13 protein-coding genes are annotated in these 22,326 nt (G+C 72.3%); 8 read left to right on the forward strand and 5 right to left on the reverse strand.

Annotated elements, in window-relative coordinates; translation table 11 throughout:
• Positions 1–14: 14 nt before the first annotated feature.
• Positions 15–1,295, reverse strand: coding sequence for a lysine N(6)-hydroxylase/L-ornithine N(5)-oxygenase family protein (locus ACZ42A_RS27835; RefSeq protein WP_468530008.1), 1,281 nt, complete (start codon positions 1,293–1,295; stop codon positions 15–17).
• A 349-nt stretch (positions 1,296–1,644) separates the two neighbouring features.
• Between ACZ42A_RS27835 and ACZ42A_RS27840 the strand changes: the two genes are divergently transcribed.
• Complete coding sequence (locus ACZ42A_RS27840; RefSeq protein WP_468530009.1) at positions 1,645–2,604, forward strand: ketoacyl-ACP synthase III family protein; 960 nt, start codon at positions 1,645–1,647, stop codon at positions 2,602–2,604.
• 101 nt (positions 2,605–2,705) lie between these two features.
• Here the strand turns inward: ACZ42A_RS27840 and ACZ42A_RS27845 are convergent, their stop codons facing one another.
• The 4 genes from ACZ42A_RS27845 to ACZ42A_RS27860 all read right to left on the reverse strand — a co-directional run bounded on the left by ACZ42A_RS27845 (position 2,706) and on the right by ACZ42A_RS27860 (position 7,068).
• Positions 2,706–3,464, reverse strand: coding sequence for a thioesterase II family protein (locus tag ACZ42A_RS27845; protein WP_468530010.1), 759 nt, complete (start codon positions 3,462–3,464; stop codon positions 2,706–2,708).
• 17 nt (positions 3,465–3,481) lie between these two features.
• A complete protein-coding gene (locus ACZ42A_RS27850) occupies positions 3,482–4,768 on the reverse strand; it encodes an MFS transporter (protein ID WP_468530011.1) in 1,287 nt (428 codons plus the stop codon).
• A 121-nt stretch (positions 4,769–4,889) separates the two neighbouring features.
• Positions 4,890–6,140, reverse strand: coding sequence for a diaminobutyrate--2-oxoglutarate transaminase (gene ectB, locus ACZ42A_RS27855; protein WP_468530012.1), 1,251 nt, complete (start codon positions 6,138–6,140; stop codon positions 4,890–4,892).
• A gap of 64 nt (positions 6,141–6,204) precedes the next feature.
• Positions 6,205–7,068, reverse strand: coding sequence for a cupin-like domain-containing protein (locus ACZ42A_RS27860; protein WP_468530013.1), 864 nt, complete (start codon positions 7,066–7,068; stop codon positions 6,205–6,207).
• 620 nt (positions 7,069–7,688) lie between these two features.
• Between ACZ42A_RS27860 and ACZ42A_RS27865 the strand changes: the two genes are divergently transcribed.
• From ACZ42A_RS27865 to ACZ42A_RS27895, 7 genes are all read left to right on the forward strand, one after another.
• Positions 7,689–8,066, forward strand: a complete 378-nt coding sequence (locus ACZ42A_RS27865; protein WP_468530014.1) for an MbtH family protein — start codon at positions 7,689–7,691, stop codon at positions 8,064–8,066.
• Positions 8,067–8,269: 203 nt separating this feature from the next.
• On the forward strand, positions 8,270–9,850 hold the full coding sequence (locus ACZ42A_RS27870) for a DUF885 family protein (RefSeq protein ID WP_468530015.1): 1,581 nt from the start codon (positions 8,270–8,272) through the stop codon (positions 9,848–9,850).
• 9 nt (positions 9,851–9,859) lie between these two features.
• Entirely contained in the window at positions 9,860–10,705 is an 846-nt protein-coding gene (locus tag ACZ42A_RS27875) for a formylglycine-generating enzyme family protein (RefSeq protein ID WP_468530016.1), read from the forward strand.
• Positions 10,689–11,732 carry a pyridoxal-phosphate dependent enzyme gene (locus ACZ42A_RS27880; RefSeq protein WP_468530017.1) on the forward strand — a complete coding sequence of 348 codons (1,044 nt, stop codon included), beginning with the start codon at positions 10,689–10,691 and terminating at the stop codon, positions 11,730–11,732. Before ACZ42A_RS27875 ends, ACZ42A_RS27880 begins: the two co-directional genes overlap by 17 nt.
• Positions 11,729–12,913 carry a cytochrome P450 gene (locus tag ACZ42A_RS27885; RefSeq protein ID WP_468530018.1) on the forward strand — a complete coding sequence of 395 codons (1,185 nt, stop codon included), beginning with the start codon at positions 11,729–11,731 and terminating at the stop codon, positions 12,911–12,913. Before ACZ42A_RS27880 ends, ACZ42A_RS27885 begins: the two co-directional genes overlap by 4 nt.
• Positions 12,910–19,275: an amino acid adenylation domain-containing protein gene (locus tag ACZ42A_RS27890; RefSeq protein ID WP_468530019.1), complete on the forward strand. Its 6,366-nt coding sequence runs from the start codon at positions 12,910–12,912 to the stop codon at positions 19,273–19,275. Before ACZ42A_RS27885 ends, ACZ42A_RS27890 begins: the two co-directional genes overlap by 4 nt.
• A 2-nt stretch (positions 19,276–19,277) precedes the next feature.
• A complete protein-coding gene (locus tag ACZ42A_RS27895; protein WP_468530020.1) occupies positions 19,278–22,325 on the forward strand; it encodes an amino acid adenylation domain-containing protein in 3,048 nt (1,015 codons plus the stop codon).
• Position 22,326 lies beyond the last annotated feature (1 nt).

Raw genomic sequence — 22,326 nt, forward strand, 5'->3', positions numbered from 1 at the left:
GTGTCTCCCCCGTCTCAGGCCGGCTGGCCGAGTATCGATCGCGCTATCTCTCCCGCGCGGACCGCGGTGTTGGACAGCAGGCCCGCCCCCAGGCCGTGGCTGCCCTCGGTGACCGCGCCGTGCAGATAGATGCCGCAGCGCAGCAGGTCCGAGGTGCGCACGCGGTAGTCGCGGTCCACGTACAGGCCGCCCGACTCGTCCCGCTTGCACTCGTCGGCCAGGTCGCCGAGGAGCGGCAGGGGGTCGGCGGGCCGGTGGCCGGTGGCATAGACGACGCCGTCCACCGTCAGCCGCGTCACCTCGCCGCTCACCAGGGACTCCACCTCCACCACGACGCCGTCGGCGGTCTCGGTGCAGGACCGCACCCGCGAGGCACGGTGCAGGTGCAGCCGCGGCCGGCCCTGGACCTCCTCGAGGTAGACCCGCCGATACAGCTCCTGGCTCAGATCCAGGTCGACCACCGAGTAGTTGGTGTTGGCGTGGTACGCGAGCAGCGTCTCCTTGGTCTGCTCCGGCGCGCGGTAGAAGTCGTCGACGGCGACCGGGTCGAAGATGGAGTTGGTGAAGGGGCTGTCGTCGGAGACGCTGTAGCCGTAGCGCGTGAAGACGGTGTGCACCGCCGCGTCGCCGTGGGTGCGGTGGAGGTAGTCGGCGCACTCGGCGGCGCTCTGCCCGGCCCCCACGACCAGGAACCGCCCGTGGCGCGGCGTCCCGAAGTCCCGGCTGAGCAGCTCCGAGCTGTGCCGGATCCGTGCCGAAGGGGTCACGCCCGGCGGCAGGTTGGGCGCCGTCCCGGTGCCGAGCACCACGTTGCGCGCCCGCTGGACCCGCCGCTCGCCGTCCGCGCCCTCCGTGACCACCTCGAGGAGGTCGACGTGGCCGTCCGCGCCCTGCACCGGGCGGACGCCCACGACCGTCGAGCCGTAGGAGACGTGTGTGTCGAGCTGCGCCGCGGCCCAGCGGAGATAGTCGTGGAACTCGATCCGGTACGGATACAGCGTCTTGCTGTTGATGAACGCCGGCATCCGGTCGTGCGCGTGCAAGTAGGTCAGGAACGTGTAGCGGCTGTTCGGGTTGCGCATCGTCGCGAGGTCCTTGAGGAAGGACACCTGCATGGTGGCGCCCTCGATCAGCATCCCGGTGTGCCAGCCGAAACTCGCCTGCCGCTCGTGGAAGGCCATGGTGACCGGTGCGTCCGATTCCTCGACGGCGATGGCCAGAGCGAGGTTGGCTGGACCGAACCCGATCCCCACGATGTCCAAGGTGTTCACGTTCGGCAGCTCGACGGCTGTCACCTATGGTGCTCCTCTCGGACCGGGCCTCCGGTCGGACGCCCGTATCAGTACAGAGTGCGCTCAACTGCAGTCCCGACCGGTTCTGGGTCCGCCGGGGGATGCTATACACAGCTCAGCTGGTTCGTGAAGGCACGCCTGTGAACTGCCGTGCCATCACGGTCACTTGAGGCTGGTGCGGTGTGACCAGGTGAGTTAGGCTCGCGTCGTCGGCGGGACCTGGCCTCAGGCATATGAGGCGCAGTTGATCGAAGACTCGCCGCGGTCGGTTCGCTTCGACCATTCCAACTCCGGTTCCGATGTGGGAGGTTGCCGCGTGCGCTGGGGCGACGTCTGTGTCAGGTCCAGTGCCGTGGCTCTGGGGGAGCTGGAGCCGGTCGAAGCCGCGGTGGCGGCCGGCCGCTACGACCCCGCCATCCGCGCCGCACACGGCTATGAGTCGATTTCGGTGGCCGGTTCGAGGTACGCCGCGGACATGGCCGTCGACGCCGCCCGGCTCGCGATCACCCGGTCCGAGGTCGACCCGGCGGACATCTCCGTGTTCGTCCACGCCTACGTCGACGAGCAGGGTCCGGAGGGCGTCGCCGAGCCGGCTTCGTACGTCCAGGGCATGGCCCACGACGGCCGGGCGCGGGCGTTCGGGCTGCGGCAGGGCTGCAACGGCGCGATCGCGTCGCTGGAGGTCGGCGCGATGTACGTGGCCGCCGGCGGTGTGGCCGTGCTGACCTCCGCGGACAAGTACGCGGGGGACGGCGACCGTTACCGCGACGACCAGGGCTGTGTGCCCGCCGACGGCGCGACCGCCATGGTGCTGGGCCGGGGGGACGGCGTCGCCCGGCTGCTGTCCACCGAGATCGTCGGCGACGGACGGTTCAGCAAGCTGAGCCCCCTCGATCCCGATCGGTTCGAGGACCGTCAGGAGTTCCGCAAGGCACAGCGCCGGCGGGTCGTGTCGATGATGCGGGCGATGACCGAGGCCAAGCGCGACTGTGTGCGCGCCGCGCTCGCCGACGCCGGGGTCGGAGCCGGCGACATCGGTCACTGGCTTCTGCCGTACAACGGGCGGTTCATGGTCGACCGCGAGTTCTGCGCCGACTTCGGCATCGCGGACGAGTCCACGACCTGGGACCTGGGACGCACGGTCGGCCACCTGAGCGGCGGCGACCCGGTCGTCGGGCTCAACCACCTGCTGGAGACGGGGGCCGCGGCGGTCGGCGACCGGGTCGTCATGCTCGGCGACTCCACCGGGTTCGCCTTCGGCTGCGCCGTGCTGGAGATCGTCGCCAAGCCCTCCTGGCAGGTCGATCGCTGAGGGAGGGCTGCCGGTCCTGGGGCCCCACGCCCTTCCGGGCCGCACAGCCCTTCCAGGGCCGCACAGCCCCCGTCCCTCGCCATCCCCCGCGTTCCCGAGCGTCACCCGGTCCCCGACGGCACATGTGCCCCGAGCTGTTTCGTCACCGCCTCGGCCACGGCGTCCCACCCCTCGGTGAGGTAGAAGTGCCCGCCGGGGAAGACATGCAGGTCGAAGCCGCCGGTGGTGTGGCGGGCCCAGCCGGCCGCGTCGTCGATCGTGACCAGGTCGTCGCCCTCGCCGGTCAGGGCCACGACGGGGCACGCCAGGCGGGTGCCGTCGAACCGGTAGGTCCCCATCGTCCGGTAGTCCGCGCGCAGCGCGGGCAGGAACAGCACCCGCATGTCCTCGCTGTCCAGCAGCCGCTTGTCGGTGCCCTCCAGCGCGGCGACCTCCGAGATCAGCTCCTCGTCGGTCGCCGTGTGCGAGGACTGCCGGACCGGCCGGTCCGGGGCCCGCCCGCCCGACGCGAACAGCGCCCGCGGCTCGACCCCGTCGGCCTGCAGCCGCTTGGCCACCTCGAACGCCAGCAGCGAACCCATGCTGTGCCCGAACAACGCCACCGGCCGGTCCAGTTCGGGCCGCACCGCGGCGAGCACGCGCTCGGTCAGCTCCGCGAAGTCACCGAGGCACGGCTCGTCGATGCGGTCCTGTCTGCCGGGATACTGCACCGCCAGCACCTCGACCGCGGGGAACAGCTCCATCGCCAGCGGCCGGTAGTAGCTCGCGGCGCCACCGGCGTGCGGAAGGCACACCAACTGGACCGCCGCATCGGGCGCGGCCCGGTAACGGCGGATCCACCTGCCTGGTACGTCGGCCATGGTTCCTCGCTCGTCGTTCACACCTGGACGGGTTGCTTCGGGGCGGGGCCGGTGATCCGGCCGTCGGGGTGGCGCCGGACCGCGCGGATGCCGGGCACCAGCGGGGTGAGGCCGCACGGGATGACGATCATCGCGGCGGCGATCAGCAGGGTCTGGGCGTTGCCGGTCTGGGCGGCCAGCGGGCCCACCAGGGCCAGGCCGACCGGTGCGGCGATCGTGGAGATCATCCAGTCGTAGGAGTCGACCCGGGACAGCACCTCCGGGGGGATCATCTGCTGCATCGACGCCTGCCAGACCGCGTCGAGGAACAGGGTCGCCGTGCCGCTGAGGAACGCCGTGCCCACCACGACCCACAAGGGCGTCGGCACCGCGAGGGCCAGCAGCGGCAGCGCGGTCAGGATCAGCGCGAGGTTGCCGACGATCAGCGGCCTGCTCGGCTCCAGCCTCAGCGCGACCAGCCCGCCCGTGAGGGCACCGGCCGCCCAGCCCGCGACGATGATGCCCCAGGCGGACGGTCCGCCGAGGGACTTGTCCGCGATCACCGGGCCCAGCACGTAGTACGCCGCGACGGCGAGGTTCTGCAGCATGTGCGCCATGATGTTGAGCCACAGCCAGCGCCGGCTGGCGAACTCACGCCATCCGGCCCGCAGTTCGCCCAGGAACGTCTCGGGCGCGGGGACGACCCGCGGGGCCAGGCGCAGCATCGCCAGCGACACGGCGCTCACGATGAAGGTGACGGCGTCGATGGCCAGCACCAGCCCCGGCCCCCACAGCGCGATCACGACACCGGCCAGCGCCGGGCTCAGCACCGTGAAGGCGCTGGTGCAGAAGGACATCAGCGCGTTGCTGCGCTGGAGCTGTTCCGGCGGCACGATCTCCGCCATCAGTCCGCTGGACGCCGGACCGAAGAACGCCTGGGCCGCACCGAAGATCGCGGAGCCGACGATCAGATGCCACACCTGGGCCTGGTCGGTCAGCAGCAGTGTGGCCAGAACCAGTTGCGCGCCCGCGCGGATCAGGTCGGACGACAGCATCAGGAACTGGCGGCGCATCCGGTCCGCCCAGACCCCGCCGGCCAGTGTGAAGAGGACCTGGGTGAGGACCTGCGCGGTCATCACGAAGCCGATGTCGGTGACCGAGCCGTCCACCGCGAGCACGGCGAAGATCAGCGCCACCTTGGTCATCCCGCCGCCGGCGGCCGACACGGCCTGCCCGGTCCACAGGACGCGGAACTCCCGTATCGAGAACGGCGCCAGCGCCTCCGCGAGGGCGCGCCGCCTGCCGCTCTCCTTGGCCTGTGCCATCAGCGTTCCCCCAGCGGTGTGGCGGCGGTCCGCCCCGGCACTCGGACGTTCTGCGAGGTCACAAAAGGCTCCCCATCTCGGATCATTGGCGGACTGGGCCGGACGGCGGCCGGGATCGCGTTCATCCGGTCCGCTCCAGCACCACGCGGACGGACTCCTCGAGGATCGCGAGTCCCTCGGTCAGGTCCGCGTCGGAGATCGTGAGCGGCGGCAGCAGCTTGACGACCTCGTCCCGCGGACCGGAGGTCTCCACCAGCAGGCCCCGCGCGGAGGCCTCGTCGGACACCCGGTCGGCCAGGCCCGCGCCCACCACGAGCCCATGGACGAGGCCGCGGCCGCGGGCGGACAGGCCCGCCCCGGGGTGGGCGTTGACGATGTCCCGCAGCGCGCTGCCGACCCACTCGCCCCGGGCGCGTGTCGCCTTCTCCAGGGCGTCGTCCCGCCAGTAGGTGCGCAGCGCCTCCGTCGCGGTGACGAACGCCGGGTTCACCCCGCGGAAGGTCCCGCTGTGGGCACCCGGCGGCCATACGTCGAGTTCCGGCCGGACCAGCAGCAGCGAGAGCGGCAGCCCGTATCCGCCGATCGACTTCGACAGGCAGACCAGGTCCGGCACGACACCCGCGTCCTCGAAGCTGAAGAACGGGCCCGTTCGCCCGCAGCCCACCTGGATGTCGTCGACGATCAGCAGGATCTCGTGCGCGCGGCACAGCTCCGCCAGCGCCCGCAGCCAGTCGGCGCGGGCCACGTTCACCCCGCCCTCGGCCTGCACGGTCTCCACGATCACCGCGGCGGGCCGGTCCAGCCCGCTGGCCGGGCCGTCCAGCAGCCGTGCCAGCTGCTCCGGGCGGGGCGGCTCGTCGTGGCTGTCGAACGGCACCGGGGTCGCTCCGGTGAGCGGCACCCCGGCGGAACGCCGATGCAGGGGGTTGCCCGTGACCGCGAGTGCGCCGAGCGTCGCGCCGTGGAAGGAGTTGGTGAAGTGCACGACCTCGGTGCGGCCGGTGACCGTACGGGCCAGTTTCAGGGCCGCCTCGACGGCGTTGGCGCCGCCGGGGCCCGGGAAGACCACCTTGTGGTCCATGCCCCGTGGCCGCAGCACCACCTCGACGAGCGTGTCGAGCAGATCACGCCGCGCGCTGGTGAACATGTCGAGCGCGTGGGTGACGCCGTCGTTCTCGATGTACTCCAGCAGCGACCGCTTGAGCACCGGATTGTTGTGCCCGTAGTTCAGTGAGCCGGCCCCGGCGAAGAAGTCGAGCCAGCGCCGGCCGTCCTCGGCGTACAGCCGGCTTCCGACGGCGCGGGTGAAGACCACCGGCCAGCGCCTGCTGTAGGACCGTACGCCGGACTCGCGCTGCTCGAAGATGTTCAAGGAAGTCCTTTCCCTGCCACGGGAGTAGTAGGAGCGCGGCCCGGCCCTCGCTGTCCGGCCCTCGCTAGGAGATGTACGAGTAGTACGAGCGCAGGCCCGGCATGACCAGGCGGCGCGGCAGGCCGGCGACGCCGAGCGCGAACAGCAGGTTGTACCGCAGGTTCGTCAGCGGCATGCCGTCGCGCACCGCGGCGATGCCGCGCAGGGCGCTGGCGCGGTCGTGCCAGTCGATGTTGAACGAGATCGACGCGCTGGGCGAGGTGACCTTGTGCAGCGTACCGGGGGGCATGTAGAAGATGTCACCCGCTTCGACGTCGCAGGTCAGCACCGTCGCGTCACGGAAGCGCGGATACCGGTCGAGGTCGGGCGCCTCCGGATCGACCGCGGCCCACCGCCAGTTGTAGGTGTAGCACTTGTCGCGCTCGGCGTCGGCCACCATCACGAACCGCTTCGACCCCTGTATCTGGAAGAACAGGTTGTGCGTGAGCAGGGTGTCGAAGTGCAGGGGGGTCTGCGCGCGCGAGGGCCCGACGAAGAACTGGGTGAACGACCACCACTGTTCGCGGAAGAACGGCGGGAAGTACTCGACGGGGAACGGCTCCAGGTCGCGGCGCAGCGCCGGAATCATCGACAGCAGCGGTACGTCGTGCAGATAGCCGGGCGGGTCGCCGGGGTCGTCCTCCGTGGCCAACCTGGCTTCCCACGCGGCCAGTTCGCGGGCGTAGTCGGCGAGACGGACGACAGCCGTGCGGCCCGCGGAGACGGTGCCGACCTTCAGCCGAACCCGCTGGTCGGGCGCCACCTCGGCGAGACGGTCGGCCGACCAGGTGGACACCGCGGGCATGCCGGCGACCGCGCCGCGCATCACCACGGGCCTGCGCCCCATGTACTCGGCGCGGAACTCGTCGGGGCTCAGCTCGGTCCGCACGTCCACAGAGGACGGTTGGGCTGTTGTCGTCACTGACCTCTCCTATCGTCTTCCGCGTCGGCCGGTGCGCACGCGGGCAGGGGCGACCGGGGTCGCCTGCGCGCGTGTCAAGGGTGGTGATCGGTCGGCGCCGGTCAGGCGTGGCATCCGAGGAGGCGGGCCCGGGCCGGCTGATGTCGTGGCGCACGGATGTCGACGCCCGGCAAGCGCGCCCCCTCGCCTCCACTCTGACTGCGTCGGACCCTACCTGCTGATCGACGGGTTGGGGAGTGGGTTCTCGGCGCCCACCGGCCGTTCGATCGCCTAATGGCCAGTCATGTTCCTGCGGCAATCGCCCTGTTGCGCCACATCTCCAACCCCCTCGTTGACCAGCGCATATGCGGCGGCGATCAAGTCCCTTGGCTGACTTGGCTGTTCGATGGACAGGGGGTCGGCAACCCTTGACAGTCTCTGGCGGCGCGATCTAGCTTGAGGCCCGTTGAGCTGCGGGGAAGATGGTTTGCCCGAGGCGCCCGGGGAGCGACGGTTGAATTCCAGCAGTGACCAGCAGTGAATCCTGTCAAGGCGCATCCTGTGTTGCTCCGGTCGTGAACGACTGTGTATGGGGGATCTCAGAGCTGATGTTTGACGACGAGAACGCCGAATACCTGGTCGTGATCAACGATGAGGAGCAGTACTCGATCTGGCCGGCGGCGCGCGATCTGCCGGCCGGCTGGACGGCGGTGGGCGGTCCCCGCTCGCGCAACGAGTGCCTCGACCACATCGAACGGGTCTGGACCGACATGCGCCCGAAGAGCGTGCGCGAGGCCCTCGACAATGCCGGATCTCTTATCGCACAGGGAAGTCACATGGTTCTCTCTCAGCTTGTGGACGCCGATGAACTGAAGGCCATGTCGCCGGAGGAGCTGCGCGAGATGCTGGCCAGCCTCGACGACGACGTGGTCTACGGCGAGGACGGCGACGTCATCGAGCCCAACCCGAACGCCGAAACGGCCTGACAGCCGGACCAGCCCCGATCCGGGTACCGAGAAAGCGCCCTGACCGGACGAATCCCTCTCGCAATTTCGTGACCACGCACAGCGCGTCCCTTTTCGCGTGCCGCGAGCCACATTGATTTCCGAACGATTCGCCCTTGTCGCCTCCCTGGAGCGGCACGACAGGAAGTGGCATGACGCCTGGTGCCCTGAGTTCTGTTTCCGCTGTGGTCGACTACGTTTTCGACCGCTATCCGCAGGTCGCCAGGCGGGCGGGCCGTCATGACTTCGACGGTCGGCTGCCCGAGGTCGCACCCGATTCCCTTTCCCACGTGGACGGTCTGCTCGCCGCGGTCTCCGGGCAGCTCGACGCCCTGCCGGACGATGCGGACCCGGAGGTCCGGGCGGACCTCGGTACGGCACTGCGGGTGCTCACCGACGAGCGGTTCAGGATCGGCGAGGCGGGCCGCGTCCACCGCGGGCCCGACGAATGGCTCGCCGAGACCGACGTACACGTCTATCTGCGCGGCGCGTACGCGCCGTTCGACGAACGGGTCGCGGCGCTGTCGCGTCATCTCGCGCGGCTGCCGGACTTTCTCGCGGCCACGGCGAAGACGCTCGGCGGCACCCTGCCGGCGGGCGAGCGCCTCAGCGGCGTCGAGAACGCCAGGGCCCGGGCGGTGTCCGTCCGCGGACTGGTGGATCAACTCCTCGATCAGCACCCCGAGTTGGCCGACGGTCCGCTCAGGGAGCTGGCCGGACGGGCCGGCGCCGCGTTCGCCGGTTTCGCGGACGCGGTCGCGGCCACCCGGCCGGCTCGGGCCGTCCTCGGACCCGACCTGCTCGCCGCCTACCTCGAAGCCGCCGAGGGCGTCGACACCCCGGTGGACGAGCTGCTCGCCGAGGCCGAGGCCGAGGTCGGGCGCCTGTCCGCGCGCCTCGACGCGCTGTCCGCACGACTGGGCGTGCGGACCCGGCAGGAGGCGTACGACCTGCTGGGCGCCCGGGTCCCGGAGGGTTCGGTGGTCGGTGCGCTGTCGCGGATCATCGACCGGCTCCAGGGGTTCTGGGCCGAGCAGGACGTCGTCACCCTGACCGGCAGGCAGCGGCTCGACATCCGGCCCGTCCGCGACCTCTCGACCTCCGCCGTGGTCGTCTTCGACATCGGGGGTCCGCTCGAGAGCGTGCCCCAGCCGCACGTGCTGCACGTGCCGGAGCCGCGCGATCCCGCCGCGCTGCGCGACTATCTCAACGAGCCGACGCTCGAGATGATCGCCGTGCACGAGGTCTTCCCCGGCCACTACCTGCACCACGAGGCCACAGCCGGGCAGGCGGGCGCGATCCGCCGGTGTGTGCCGTGGTTCCCCGGGGTCGCCGAGGGGTGGGCGCACTACACCGAGGAACTGGCGATCGAGCGCGGCCTCGCCGAGGACCGTCCGCTCGTGGAGGTGGCCGCCCTGCGGTTCGCCCTGGAGGCCGCCACCCGGCTGCTCGTCTTCCTCTCCGTCCACTCCGGACGGAGCAAGTTCGGCGCCGCCGTCGCCCAGGCCGCCACGCTGTGCGGGTGGTCGCCGGAGCGCGCCGGCCGCGAGGTGCTGGCCGTGACCGCCCAGCCGGCCGGAGCCATGTACACGCTCGGGAAACTGCACATCCGGCGGTGGCGCGAACGGGCCGGTGTCGGTGACTCGCCCGCCGACCTGAAGGCCTTCCACGACCGGCTGGTGCGGTGCGGCAGCGCGCCGCTCTCCACCGTGTGGCGTTACTACCTCGACGGCAGAAGCGTTCCTTCCGCATCCATGACCAAGTGAGGAGAATCCGTGACCGAGGTGACGGCCGAAGTCATGCCCGCCAAGGAATTCCCCGCGGACTACTGGGTCACCATCCCCGGTGGACCGTTCATCATGGGCACCAACGAGCTCCGGGACGACGGCAAACCGCGGTCGGCCGCGCCCGAGCACCAGGTCGACATACCCGAGTACCGCATGGCCAGGCACCTCGTCACCGTCCGGGAGTACCGGGAGTTCGTCGAGGCGACGGGCTATGTGACCACCGCGGAGAAGGCGGGCAAGAGCTGGGTGTGGATCGGTGACCCGGCCGTCGTCGTCCCCGACCAGGACTACCTGTGGAAGGAGATCGACGGCGCGACCTGGCGCACGCCGCACGGCCCGGACTCCACCATCGAGGGCAAGGACGACCACCCGGTCACCCACGTCACCTACGACGACTGCGTCGCCTACTGCGAGTGGTCCGGCACCCGGCTGCCCACCGAGGCCGAGTGGGAGAAGGCCGCGCGCGGCACCGACGGCCGCCTCTACCCGTGGGGCAACGAGGAGCCGACCGCCGAGCACTGCAACCACACCATGAACGTCGGTGACACCACCCCCGTCGGCGCCTACCCGAAGGGGGCCGGCCCGTACGGAGTCGACGACATCGTGGGCAACGTGTGGGAGATCATGTCCACCGGCTTCCACCGCTACCCGTACGACGAGAGCAAGCCGAGGCGGGTCATCAAGACGCGGGCGGGCACGATCGAGCTGGGCGTCATCCGCGGCGGCTCCTTCTACAACAACTGCGACCCCCGCGGCTGCCTGGCCTGGGTGCGGATCTACAACCTGCCCGACTACAGCTGCTACGACATGGGCTTCCGTGTCTGCGCCCGCTGAGCGCGGCGGCCGGGAGAACACGGAACGTCAGGAGCAGGCCATCCGGATCGACGAGCCGTTGCTCGACCGTGTGGACGCACTGCTGCGCGATCTGCCCAAGACCCGGGTGGTGCGTCTGCCCCACCCGGGCATCCGGCTCTACGCCAAGATGGAGTCGGAGAACCGCACCGGGAGCGCCAAGGACCGCGCGGCGATCTGGATCCTGCGCGAGGCGGTGCGGCGCGGCGAGATCACCCGGAACACCACGGTGGTCGAATCGTCCTCCGGGAACTTCGCGCTGTCCCTCGCGTCGTTCCTGAACGTGCTGAACATGCCGTTCGTTCCGGTCCTCGACCCGAACGTCAACGCGGCCACCGAGCGGACCCTGCGGCGGTTGTGCGCGCGGGTGGAGAAGGTCACCGAGCCGGACGGCACCGGCGGCTATCTGCTCAGCCGGCTCGCGCGGGTCGCCGAGCTACGCGCGGAGCTGCCGGACGTGTACTGGCCGGATCAGTACACCAACCAGGACGGAGCGCGCGGCCACTACGAGCTGACCGCGGCGGAACTGCTCGCCGACGTCGGACGTGTCGACTACCTGTTCGTGGGCGTCGGCACCGGCGCGACGATCAACGGGCTGTCGCACCGGCTCGGCGAGGAGCAACCGGACGCCACCGTGGTGGCCGTCGACGTCGAGGGCTCGGCGATCTTCGGCGCCCCGCCGGCCCGCCGGCTCGTCCCGGGGCTCGGCTCCAGCATCCGCCCGCCGCTGGTCGACGCGGCGCGGATCGGCGAGGTCGTCGTGCTGTCCGAGCGGGACGAGGTGGCCGGCTGCCGCGCGCTGCTGCGGGACCACGGCATCTACGCGGGCGGCTCCACCGGCTGCGTCTACGCCGCGATCACCCGCCACTTCGACGGGCACAGCGGTCCGGAGCCGGTGGTGGCGTTCCTCTGCGCCGACAAGGGCGAACCCTACGCGGACACGGTCTACGCGGACGACTGGGTCGCCGAACACCTGACACCGGTCGCGACCAAGGGAGCAGGCGCGTGACGACGAGCGTGTGGACGACCCCGCCCGCCGACGAGGCGGCGCTGGCCGACTGGCTGCGCGCCCGCGACCCGATCGAGCGGGCACCGGGCGGCGGGGGCTGGCATGTCTTCGGCTACCCGGAGGTCAAGGAGGTGCTGGCCCAGCACGGCGCGTTCTCCAGCGCCGTGGTGCGTCCGGTGCCCGACGACTCGCCGATGCGCCTGTACCGCACGGGCAACCTGACGTGGATGGACCCGCCCCGGCACCGGCAGTTGCGGGCCCTGGTGAGCCAGGTCTTCACCCCGCGCTACGTCGCCGGGCTCGAGGGGATGGTCCACGAGACCGTCGAGACGTTCCTCACCCGCATCCGGGGCCGCGACGAGGTGTCCTTCGTGCAGGAGTTCGCCTCACCCGTCGTGGCCACCGTCATCGCGCGGATGCTCGGCATCCCCGGCAACGGGCTCCGGCTGTTCCAGGAGTGGTCGCGGGCGCTGCTCGCGCTCGCCGACCCGGGCGCCGAGCGCAACGGCCTGCAGAACGTGCTGACCAAGACGCAGATCGCCGAGGCGTTCCTGCACCGGTTCATCGCCCAGCGGCGAGCAGCCCCGGCGGATGACCTGACCAGCGGGCTCATCACGGCCGAAGTGGACGGTGAGCGCCTGGGCGACGAGGAGATCGCCGGCCTGGTCGCCCTGCTGATGTCCACCGGACAGGCCGCGACCCTCACGCTGGTGAACTCGATGATCGTCCTCGCCCGGCACCCGGAGTCGCTGGCCCTGCTGCGGGCCCGGCCCGACCTGCTCAACTCGGCCGTGGACGAGGTCTCGCGATACCGGTCGGAGACCACGAGGGTGGATCGCAAGACCACCCAGGACGTCGTGATCGGCGGGCACGAGATCCCCGCCGGGCAGACGGTGTCCGTGTGGATCGCGGCCGCCAACCGCGACCCGCGGGTCTTCGACCGGCCGGACGTCTTCGACATCGAGCGCTCGCCCAACCCGCACATCGCCTTCGGCCACGGCATCCACTACTGCCTCGGCGCGCCGCTCGCCCGGGTGGAGATCCGCGCCGCGCTGCGCCGACTGCTCGACACCACGGTGGACTTCGCGGTCGACCCGGCGGGCACGCGCCTGCTCGACCCACGGCTCATGTTCGGCGCGAGTGAGGCGGCCGTTCGCTTCGACTGGAAGGAAGAGGGATGACCGGGTTCGTTCCCGGAGGACTGGTCGCACGGCTCGACGAGCACGCCCGACGCTCACCCGAGAAGGTGGCGTTGTCGGTCGCGCCCGTCGGCGGCGGTCCCCGAGTCGAGCTGTCCTACGCGGAGCTGCGCGCCCGGACCCTCGCCGTCGCCCGTGCGCTCACCGCGAAGGTGCGGCCCGGCGCGCGCGTGCTGCTGCTGTTCCCGACGGCTCCGGAATTCGCCCCCGCGTTCCTCGGCTGCCTCGGCGCGGGCGTGATCGCCGTGCCCGTACCGCTGCCCATGGACGAGGGCGCGCGCCGGCGTGTGCTGAACGTGGCGCGGGACTGCGACGTCTCGCTCGTCGTGGCGCCGTCGTTCGTGCGGGACCTGGTCACCGTGGGCGAGGACCCGGAGCTGCGCGACTTCGCCGCGGCACACGACTGGCTGCTCGCCGACCGGATCGAGCCCGCCGCCGCCGACGACGGCGCGGACCTGCCGGTCGCGGCGGCCGAGGACATCGCCTTCCTCCAGTACACCTCGGGTTCCACCAGCACCCCGCGCGGCGTCATCGTGACCCACGGCGCGCTGATGCACAACGAGACGGCCATCCAGCGGTCGTTCGGCGTCACCCGGGACTCCACGATCGTCAGCTGGCTGCCGCTGCACCACGACATGGGCCTCATCGGCGCGATGCTGCAACCGCTGTACGCCGGCGCCAAGGGCGTCATCCTCGACCCGCTGTCGTTCCTGCGGAACCCCGCGAGCTGGCTGAAGACGATCAGCGAGGAGCGAGCGGACATCAGCGGCGGCCCCAACTTCGCCTACGACCTGTGCGTCCGCAAGGTCACCGACGAGGAGAAGGCCGGACTCGACCTGTCCGCCTGGCGGGTGGCGTTCAACGGCGCGGCCCAGGTCTACCCGCGCACCCTGCGGGCGTTCACGGACGCCTTCCGCGACACCGGATTCCGGCACGAGGCGCACCTGCCCTGCTACGGCCTCGCCGAGGCGACCCTGCTCGTGACGACCGGCGCCCCCGCGCTCTCCCGGACGTTCGACGACGGACGGGAACTGACCGCCTACCGGATGCCCGACCACGCCGACGTACGGGTGCTCGACCCGGACGGCGACGCCGAACGCGACGCCGGCCAGGTCGGCGAGATCGCCGTCGCGGGCGACAGCAACGGCGCGGGCTACTGGGGCGGGACCGCCTTCGGGACCTTCCTGCGCACCGGCGACCTCGGCTTCCGCGACGGTGACGAGCTGTTCGTCGTCGGCCGCAGCAAGGACCTGATCGTCCAGCGCGGCCGCAACATCTACCCGGAGGACCTGGAGGCCGACGCCGGCGTCTGCCACCCGGACGTCCGGCCGGGCCGGTGCGCGGTGTTCGGCGTCGACGACGACGGCGACGAGGCGGTCGTGGTGTGCCAGGAGGTCCTGGCGACGACCCCGCCCGCGCGGTACGGCGAGATCGCCCGGCGGGTGCGCTCCACGCTGTCCCGCGTCCACGGCGTCACGGCGCGCACCGTCCTCATCGTGCCGCCCGGCACCATCACCAAGACCTCCAGCGGCAAGGTCCAGCGGTACGCCGCACGGCAGCGCCACCTCGACGGCGCCCTGCCCGTACTGCTCGACGACACCCTCACCGGCCGCACGTCGTCGCTCACGGAACGCCTGGCCGGCGACGCGCTGACGCCGGCGCTGTGCGCCCACATCGGGGACCTGCTCGGCCTGCCCGAGCCGCCGCCGGCCGACGCCTCGCTCGCCGACCTGGGCGCCGACTCCCTGACCGCGGTACGCATCCGCCAGGCCCTGGAGGACGCCCTCGGTGTCGAACTGGCGCCGACGGCCGCGCTGCGGGCGGACTCGATCGCCGATCTCGCCGCACTCGCCGAAGCGGCGACCGCGACGCCCCCGGCCGTCCCCGGAGACGGCACGGACGACGGCGGCTACGAACTCAACGCCTCCCAGCGCGCCCTGTGGTTCCTGCACCGCGCCGCGCCCGGCGGCGACTACAACGTCACCCGCGCGTTCCGTGTCACCGGCACCGTCGCACCCGACGCGTTCGCCGCCGCGCTCACGGCCGTGGCCGCCCGCCACCCGAGCCTGCGACTGGCGATCACCACCCGCGACGGCGCCCCGCACGCCGAGGTGTGCGACCCGGCCCCCGTCGACGTGACGGCCGTGGACGCGAGGAGCTGGCAGCCGGGGCGGGAAGCCGAGTGGTACCGGGACTTCGCGACCCGCGCGTTCGACCTCGCCGGCGGCACCCCGCTGCGGGCCGCGCTGCTGCGCCGGGACGCGGACTGGCTCTTCGTGCTGTCGCTGCACCACATCGTGTGCGACGTCACGTCGTTCGCGATCGTCATGGCCGACCTGGCCGCGGAACTGGCGGGTGAACCGCCCGCGTCCCGTCCGGTGTCCGCCCCGGCCCCGGCACGCGACCACAGCGACTTCTGGCGCGCCGAACTCGACGGCGAGCTGCCCACGCTCACCCTGCCCGACCTCGGCACGCCCGATCCTGGCGCGCCCCGCGCGTCACTCGCGTTCTCCGTGCCCGCCGCACCGCTGACCGCGTTCGCCCGCGAGCACGGGCTGACCCTGCACAACCTGCTGCTCGCCACCTACCAGGTGCTGCTGCACCGCCTGTCCGGGCAGGCCGACCTGCTTGTGGGCGTCCCCACCGCGGGGCGCGCCGACACCGCCCGCGCCGACTGGGTCGGCTACCTGGTCAACGTGGTGCCGGTCCGCTCGACGTACCGCGCCGAGGTGCCGTTCACCGAGTTCGCCGCCGGCACCCACCGCCGCGTCCTCGACGTACTGGACCACGCGGACCAGCCGCTGTCCGACATCGTGCGGCTGGTCAACCCCGACCGCGACACCGCGACGGCCACGATCTTCCAGGCCATGTTCACCTGCTACACCACGTCCCTGCCCGGCGCCGCGGCCGTCGTGACGGGCGACGAGCACGCCGAACTGCCCGCGGGCGCCGCCACCCTGCACGGCTACGCCGTCCCCGACCACACCACCCAGTCCGACCTCGGCCTGAACGTGGCGGTCCGGGACGACCGGCTGGACTTCCAGCTCCAGTACGACTCCGCCAGGGTTTCCCACGAGCAGGCCGAGCTGGTGGCGCGCACGCTGCCGACGCTGCTCGCCGCGATCGGCGCGGGACGGACCGCGCCGCTGCCGCTGCTGACCCCGGAGGAGGCCGCGGACCTCGTCCGGCGTGCCGTCGGTCCCGACGTGCCGCGGCCGGAGAACTACCTGGACTCCTTCGAGCGATGGGCCGCCCGCACCCCCGACCGTGTCGCGGTCGACGACGGCCGGGTGCGGCTCACCTACGCCGAGCTGGACGCCCGCGCCAACCATGTCGCCGAGCGGCTGCGGGCGGCCGGCGTGGGCACCGACCGCGCCGTGGTGATGAGCGCCGACCGGTCGGCCGACTACCTGGTCGCGCTGGTCGGCCTGCACAAGGCCGACGGCGCCTACGTACCCATCAGCCCGCGCGAGGCGCCCCGCCGCGCCGAGGCGATGGTCGAAGCGGTCCGGCCCGCCGCGATCATCGCCACCCCCTCGGGGCGCCATCTGTTCGGCGACCGCGAGATGTTCGACCTCGCCGAGCTGGCCTCGGGCAGCAGCACCACGCGGCCGGCGCGGCTCTGCCACGACCACGCCACGTCGACGATCATCCACACCTCCGGCTCCACCGGTGTGCCGAAGGCGGCCGTCTCCACCAATTACGGCGTCACCAACCACATGTGGCAGATGGTCGAGCACTTCGGGCTCACCGAGCACGACTGCGTGGCCCAGACCGCGCCCGTGTCGTTCGACATCTCCGTGTGGCAGCTGCTGACCCCGCTGATGATCGGCGGCCGGGTGCGGATCGTGCCCGAGCCGGACTCGCAGTCGCCCGCCGGCCTGCTGAAGGCCGTCGTGGACGGCGGCGTGACGATGCTCGAACTGGTGCCGTCCAACATCATGGCGCTGCTCGACGCCGGTCTCGCCGCGACGCCGGGTGCGCTGCGCGTGATGCTGTCCACGGGCGAGAGCCTGACCCACGACGTGCTGCGGCGCTGGGTGCGGGAGCTGCCCGGCATCCCCGTGCACAACGCCTACGGACCGGCCGAGTGCACCGACGACGTCACCGCGGGGCTGTGCGCGGCCGGCCCGGACGCGCCGATGACCACCTCGGTCGGCCGCCCGCTCGCCAACACCACCGTGTACGTCCTGGACGAGCACCTCCAGCCCGTGCCGCCCGGCGTGGTCGGCCTCCTGTACGTCGGCGGGGGAGCGGTCGGCCGCGGCTACCGCGGCAACCCGAGGCGCACCGCCGAGATGTTCGTGCCCGATCCGTACGCGGCCGTGCCCGGCGGGCGGCTGTACCGGACCGGTGACCTCGGCCGGGTGAACGCGGACGGCGACCTGGAGTTCCTCGGCCGTGCCGACACCCAGATCAAGATCCGCGGCCAGCGGATCGAGGCCGGCGAGGTCGAGGCCGCCCTGCGGCAGTGCCCCGGTGTCGTCGAGGCCGCGGTGAAGGTCCACACCGGACCGACGGGCGCCTCGCTCGTCGGCTACGTGGCCCGTCCCGGCGCGCCGGACGGCCCGGCCGCGGTGCTCGATCTCGACGAGGACGAGAGGTTCCGCGCCGTGCTCGCCGAACTGCTTCCCCGGCACATGATCCCCACGATCATCGCCGAGCTCGGCCGCCTGCCCCGGTCCAAGAACGGGAAGGTCGACTACCGCTCGCTGGAGTTCACGGCTCCGGCGACCACGAGGGAGACCACGGAACTGGACGATCCCCTCGCCGCGACCATCCGGTCGCTCTGGGCGGATCTGCTGGAACGGGACGCGGTCGGCTGGGACGACAGCTTCTTCCAGTCGGGCGGCCACTCACTCCTCGCGCTCGCCATGACCGACCGGGTCAACGCGCTGATCGGCGTGCGGCTGGCGGTCGACGTCGTGTTCGCCCATCCCCGCCTGCGCGACTTCGTCGCCGCCGTACGCACAGCCGACCCGGCGACCGCGCACCGCGCACCGGAGCGGACACCCGCCGACCCGACCCGTCCGGTGCCCGCGAGCGCCGCCCAGCAGCGGTTCTGGTTCCTGCGGGAGATCGACCCCGGCCGGCCGACCTACAACATGCCCGGCGTGCTGCGGCTGCGCGGCGAGCTGGACGAAGAGGCGCTGGAGTCGGCGCTGCGCGCGACCCTGGCCGCGCATCCCGTGCTGCTGGCCAGGTTCGCCACCGACGGCGGCGAACTGACCTGGACCGCGCGCCCGGCCGAGGAGTTCGAACTCTCCCGCCTGGACCTGCGCGGCCCGGTGGCCGAACTGGGCGACGAGGTGTTCGACCAGCTCGTCGCCGAAGAGGCCGCGGTGGTCGCGGACCTGCGGCGGGAGTTGCCGTTCCGCGCTCTGCTCGCGCGGCTCGGGGAACGCGACTGGGGCCTGTTCGTCAACATCGACCACATCGTGTGCGACGGCTGGTCCCTCACCGTGTTCCTGAGCGACCTCGCCGACCGCTACAACCGCCTGACGCCCCCGGCGGCGGGCTACGGCTTCGCGGACTACTGCCACGACGAGAGGTCGTGGTGGGACCAGCGCGACCGCGACGAACTGGCCGCGCTGTGGCAGGACGTCATCGGCCGCCCGGCGGCGCGGTCCCCGCTGCCCGACCGGGCCGTGCCCCCCGCATCCGCCGAGGAGGAGGCCGGCAAGCACACCGACCGGCTCGACGCCGGCCTGTCCGAGGCCGTACGCGAGCTGGCCGGCCGCACCGGCGTCACCCCGTACATGGTGTTCGCGACCGCGCTGGCCGCGCTCACCCACAGCGGATCGGACGAGCGGGAGCTGGTGATGCTCGGCACGCTCATCGCCCAGCGCGACCGGCCCGAGTGGCGGCAGGTCGTCGGCCCGCTGCTGAACGTCTCCGTCCTGGCCGTGGACCTGTCCCCGGCCGACCCGGTCACCGACGCGCTGGCCGCCGTCCGCGCGGGCGCGCTGCGCGCCTACCGGTCCGCGAACGTGCCGTTCCAGGAACTGGTGCCGCTGCTCACGCCGACGCCGGACGGCGACGGCTCGCCGTTCGACGTGATGCTCGTGATGCAGCCGCCCGGCCGGCCGGTCGAACTGGCCGGCCTGGAGGTCGAGACGACCGACCTGGACTCCGTCGCCGCCCCGTACCCGCTGCTCGTCGACATCGAGGAGCGGGACGGCGGCTACCAGGTGTCCTATCGCTACCGGACGAGCAGGTTCGACGCCGCGGGCGTCCAGGAGCTCGCCCGCCGGGTGCAGGACGCGGTGCGGGCGCTGGTCTCGGCCGACGCCGCGTCGCTCGCCGAGCTGGTTCCCGCGAGCAACGCGGTGGAAAGGAGCTGATCATGACCGAGCCGGTCGTGAGTCCCGTGCTGTCGCGGTTCGCCCGGTGCCGCGAGGAGAGTCCCGGCGCTCCCGCCGTGGTGGCCGACGGCGTGACCACCGGCTACGCCGAGCTGGACGCCGTGGCCCGCGGGCACGCGGCGGCGCTGCGGGCCGCCGGCGCCGGACGCGAGACCGTCGTCGCGCTGGTCGCCGACCGCGGCCCCGGCTATGTGGCGATGATGCTCGGCGTGCTGCTCGCCGGCGCCGCGTTCGTCCCCGTGGAGCCGAGCGTGCCGGTGCGGCGCGCGCACCAGATGTGCGCGTCGGCCGACGTACGGGTGCTGCTCGTCGCGCCAGGGCACGAGGAGTTCGCCGCCCGGATCGCCGACGGGCTCGACCCGGCCCCGAGCGTGCTCGTCGCCACGGAACGGCCCGCTGAGCCGGTGCCGGTGCCGGTGCCGGACCGGCCGAGGGACGGGCTCGCGTATGTGATCTTCACATCCGGGTCGACCGGCACCCCCAAGGGCGCCATGGTCGCCGACGGCGGCATGGACAACCACATCGCCGCCAAGATCGAGGACCTCGGTCTGGGGCCGGCCGACGCCATCGGCCTGACCGCGCCGCTGTCGTTCGACATCTCGGTGTGGCAGACCCTCACCGCGCTCACCGTCGGCGGGCGGGTCGCGGTCGCCTCGCCGCAGAACATCGCCGAGCCCGCGGAGCTGGTGGCGTGGGTCCGCCGGCACGGGGTGACCGTGCTGGAGATCGTCCCGTCGTTCCTCGCCGTGCTCACCGCCCAGCTCGACGACGACCTGCGGGCCGGACTCTCCTCGCTGCGCTACCTCATCGCCACCGGGGAAGCACTGCCCGGCGCGGTCGCGCGCCGCTGGTACGAGCACTGTCCGGACATCCCGATCGTCAACGCCTACGGTCCCACCGAGTGCTCCGACGACGTCACCCACCACGTGGTGACCGCGGACGAGAGCGCCGCACGCCCCTGGCCGTCGATCGGCCGGGAGATCCTCAACACCCGCCTCTACGTGGTGGACGAGGACGGCCGCGAGGTGCCGACCGGCACCGAGGGCGAGCTGCTGGTCGGCGGCGACGGGGTCGGCCGCGGCTACATCGGCGACCCGGTGCGCACCGCGCTCGCCTTCGTCCCGGACCATCTGTCCGGCACCCCGGGCGCACGGCTGTACCGCACCGCCGACCGCGCGAGCCGCGCCGCCGACGGCACGATCGACTTCCACGGCCGCCGCGACCGGCAGGTGAAGATCCGCGGCCACCGCGTCGAACTGGGCGACGTGGAAGCCGAACTGCTGCGCGTCCCCGAGGTGCGCTCGGCGGCCTGCGTGTACACCGCGGGCCGACTGCGGGCGTTCGTGACGCTGAACGCCGAGACCGACGTGCTCGCCGCGGTGCGCGCCGCCGCCCCGCGGTACCTCGTGCCGCACGAGGTCACCGTGCTCGACCGGCTGCCGGTCAACACCTCCGGAAAGATCGACTACCGGGCGCTGGAGGACCTGCGCACCGAGGACGTGGCACCGGCCCCGGCCACGGCCACCACCCTGGACGCGGTGTGCGCCCTGGTCGCCGAGACCCTGGGCGCTGCCTCGGCCGCCCCCGACGACGACTTCTTCACCTCGGGCGGCGACTCGCTGCTGGCGATGACCCTGGTCTCCACCGCGCGGGCCCGGTTCGGCGCGGAGGGCACCTCGCTGCGGGCGTTCCTGTCCCGGCCCACCCCGCGCGGCCTGCTCGCCGCGATCGAGGCCGCGGAACCCGCCGCCCCGCAGGAGGCACCGCGCCCGGTCGGCGCGCTCTCCTCCGGTCAGGAACGGCTGTGGTTCTTCGAGCAGTTGCACCGCAAGAAGGCGCCCAACCTGCTGATCCTCTCGCTCGACCTGCGCGGGCGGCTCGACCTGGACGCGCTGCGCCACGCCCTGGCCGCCGTCGTCGCCCGGCACGAGCCGCTGCGTACCGTCTTCACGCAGGAGCGCGGAGTCCCCAAGGCCGTCGTATGGCCCAAGGCCGAGATCGTGCTGGAGACGGGCACGCTCGGCGACTTCGAGATCTCCGCCCGCACCCCCGAACCGCCGCTGACGACGGTCCGGTTGGAGCGGGTCGCCGACGACCACCACGTCCTCACGTTCGCCCTGCACCACCTCGTCGCCGACGGCTGGTCCCTGGAAGTACTCAAGCGCGACATCGCCGAGTACTACGAGCGGTGGCTCGCCGGCCTCACCGACGTGCCGCTGCCGCGCACCTCGTTCTCCCGGTACGTGGAGGCGGAACGGACCTGGCTGGCGGGCCCGGACGCCGAGGAGTGCACGCGGTACTGGACCGAGCAGCTGGACGGCGCGCCACCGGCGATCGACCTGCCGCTGGACCGCCCGCGGCCGGCCAAGCCGGCGTTCGTCACCGACCACGTGGTCACCCGCCTCACTGAGGACGAGACCAGCGCCCTCGCCGCGACGGCCCGCGCCCACGGCGCGACCCCGTTCATGGCGGTGCTCGCCGCCTCCTACGTGGTGCTGCGCGACGCCACCTCGGCCACCGACCTGGTGCTCGGCATCGACTCGGTCAACCGCTCGTGGCCGGGCAGCGAGGAGCTGATCGGCACCTTCGTCAACCAGCTGCCGGTCCGTCTCGCGCCCGGCGCCGCACCGACGTTCGGCGAACTGCTCGACCTGACCAGGCGGCAGGTGCTCGGCGCGCAGGAACACGACCGGCTGCCGTTCCACAAGCTGGTCGCGGCCGTGAACCCGCCGCGCAAGGCCGGCCGGTTCCCGCTGTTCCAGGTCAAGGTCACCCACCAGGGCGCGTGGCGGACCGGGGTGTCGCTGGCGGACCTGGAGGTCGTGCCGCGCGAGCTGGCGGACCCCGTGATGGACCTGGATCTGATGATCGACGTCTCCGGCGAGACCGACCGGCTGCGCCTGGAGGTCCTGTTCTGGCCGGAGGTGCTCGACACCGCGACGGTCACCGGCTGGACGCGGGCGCTGGCCGACGTGCTGCGGGCCGGCGCGGCGAACCCCGACGCGGTACTGGCTCTGGACGAGAGGTGAT

This window comes from Streptomyces sp. NPDC030838 (assembly GCF_055572035.1).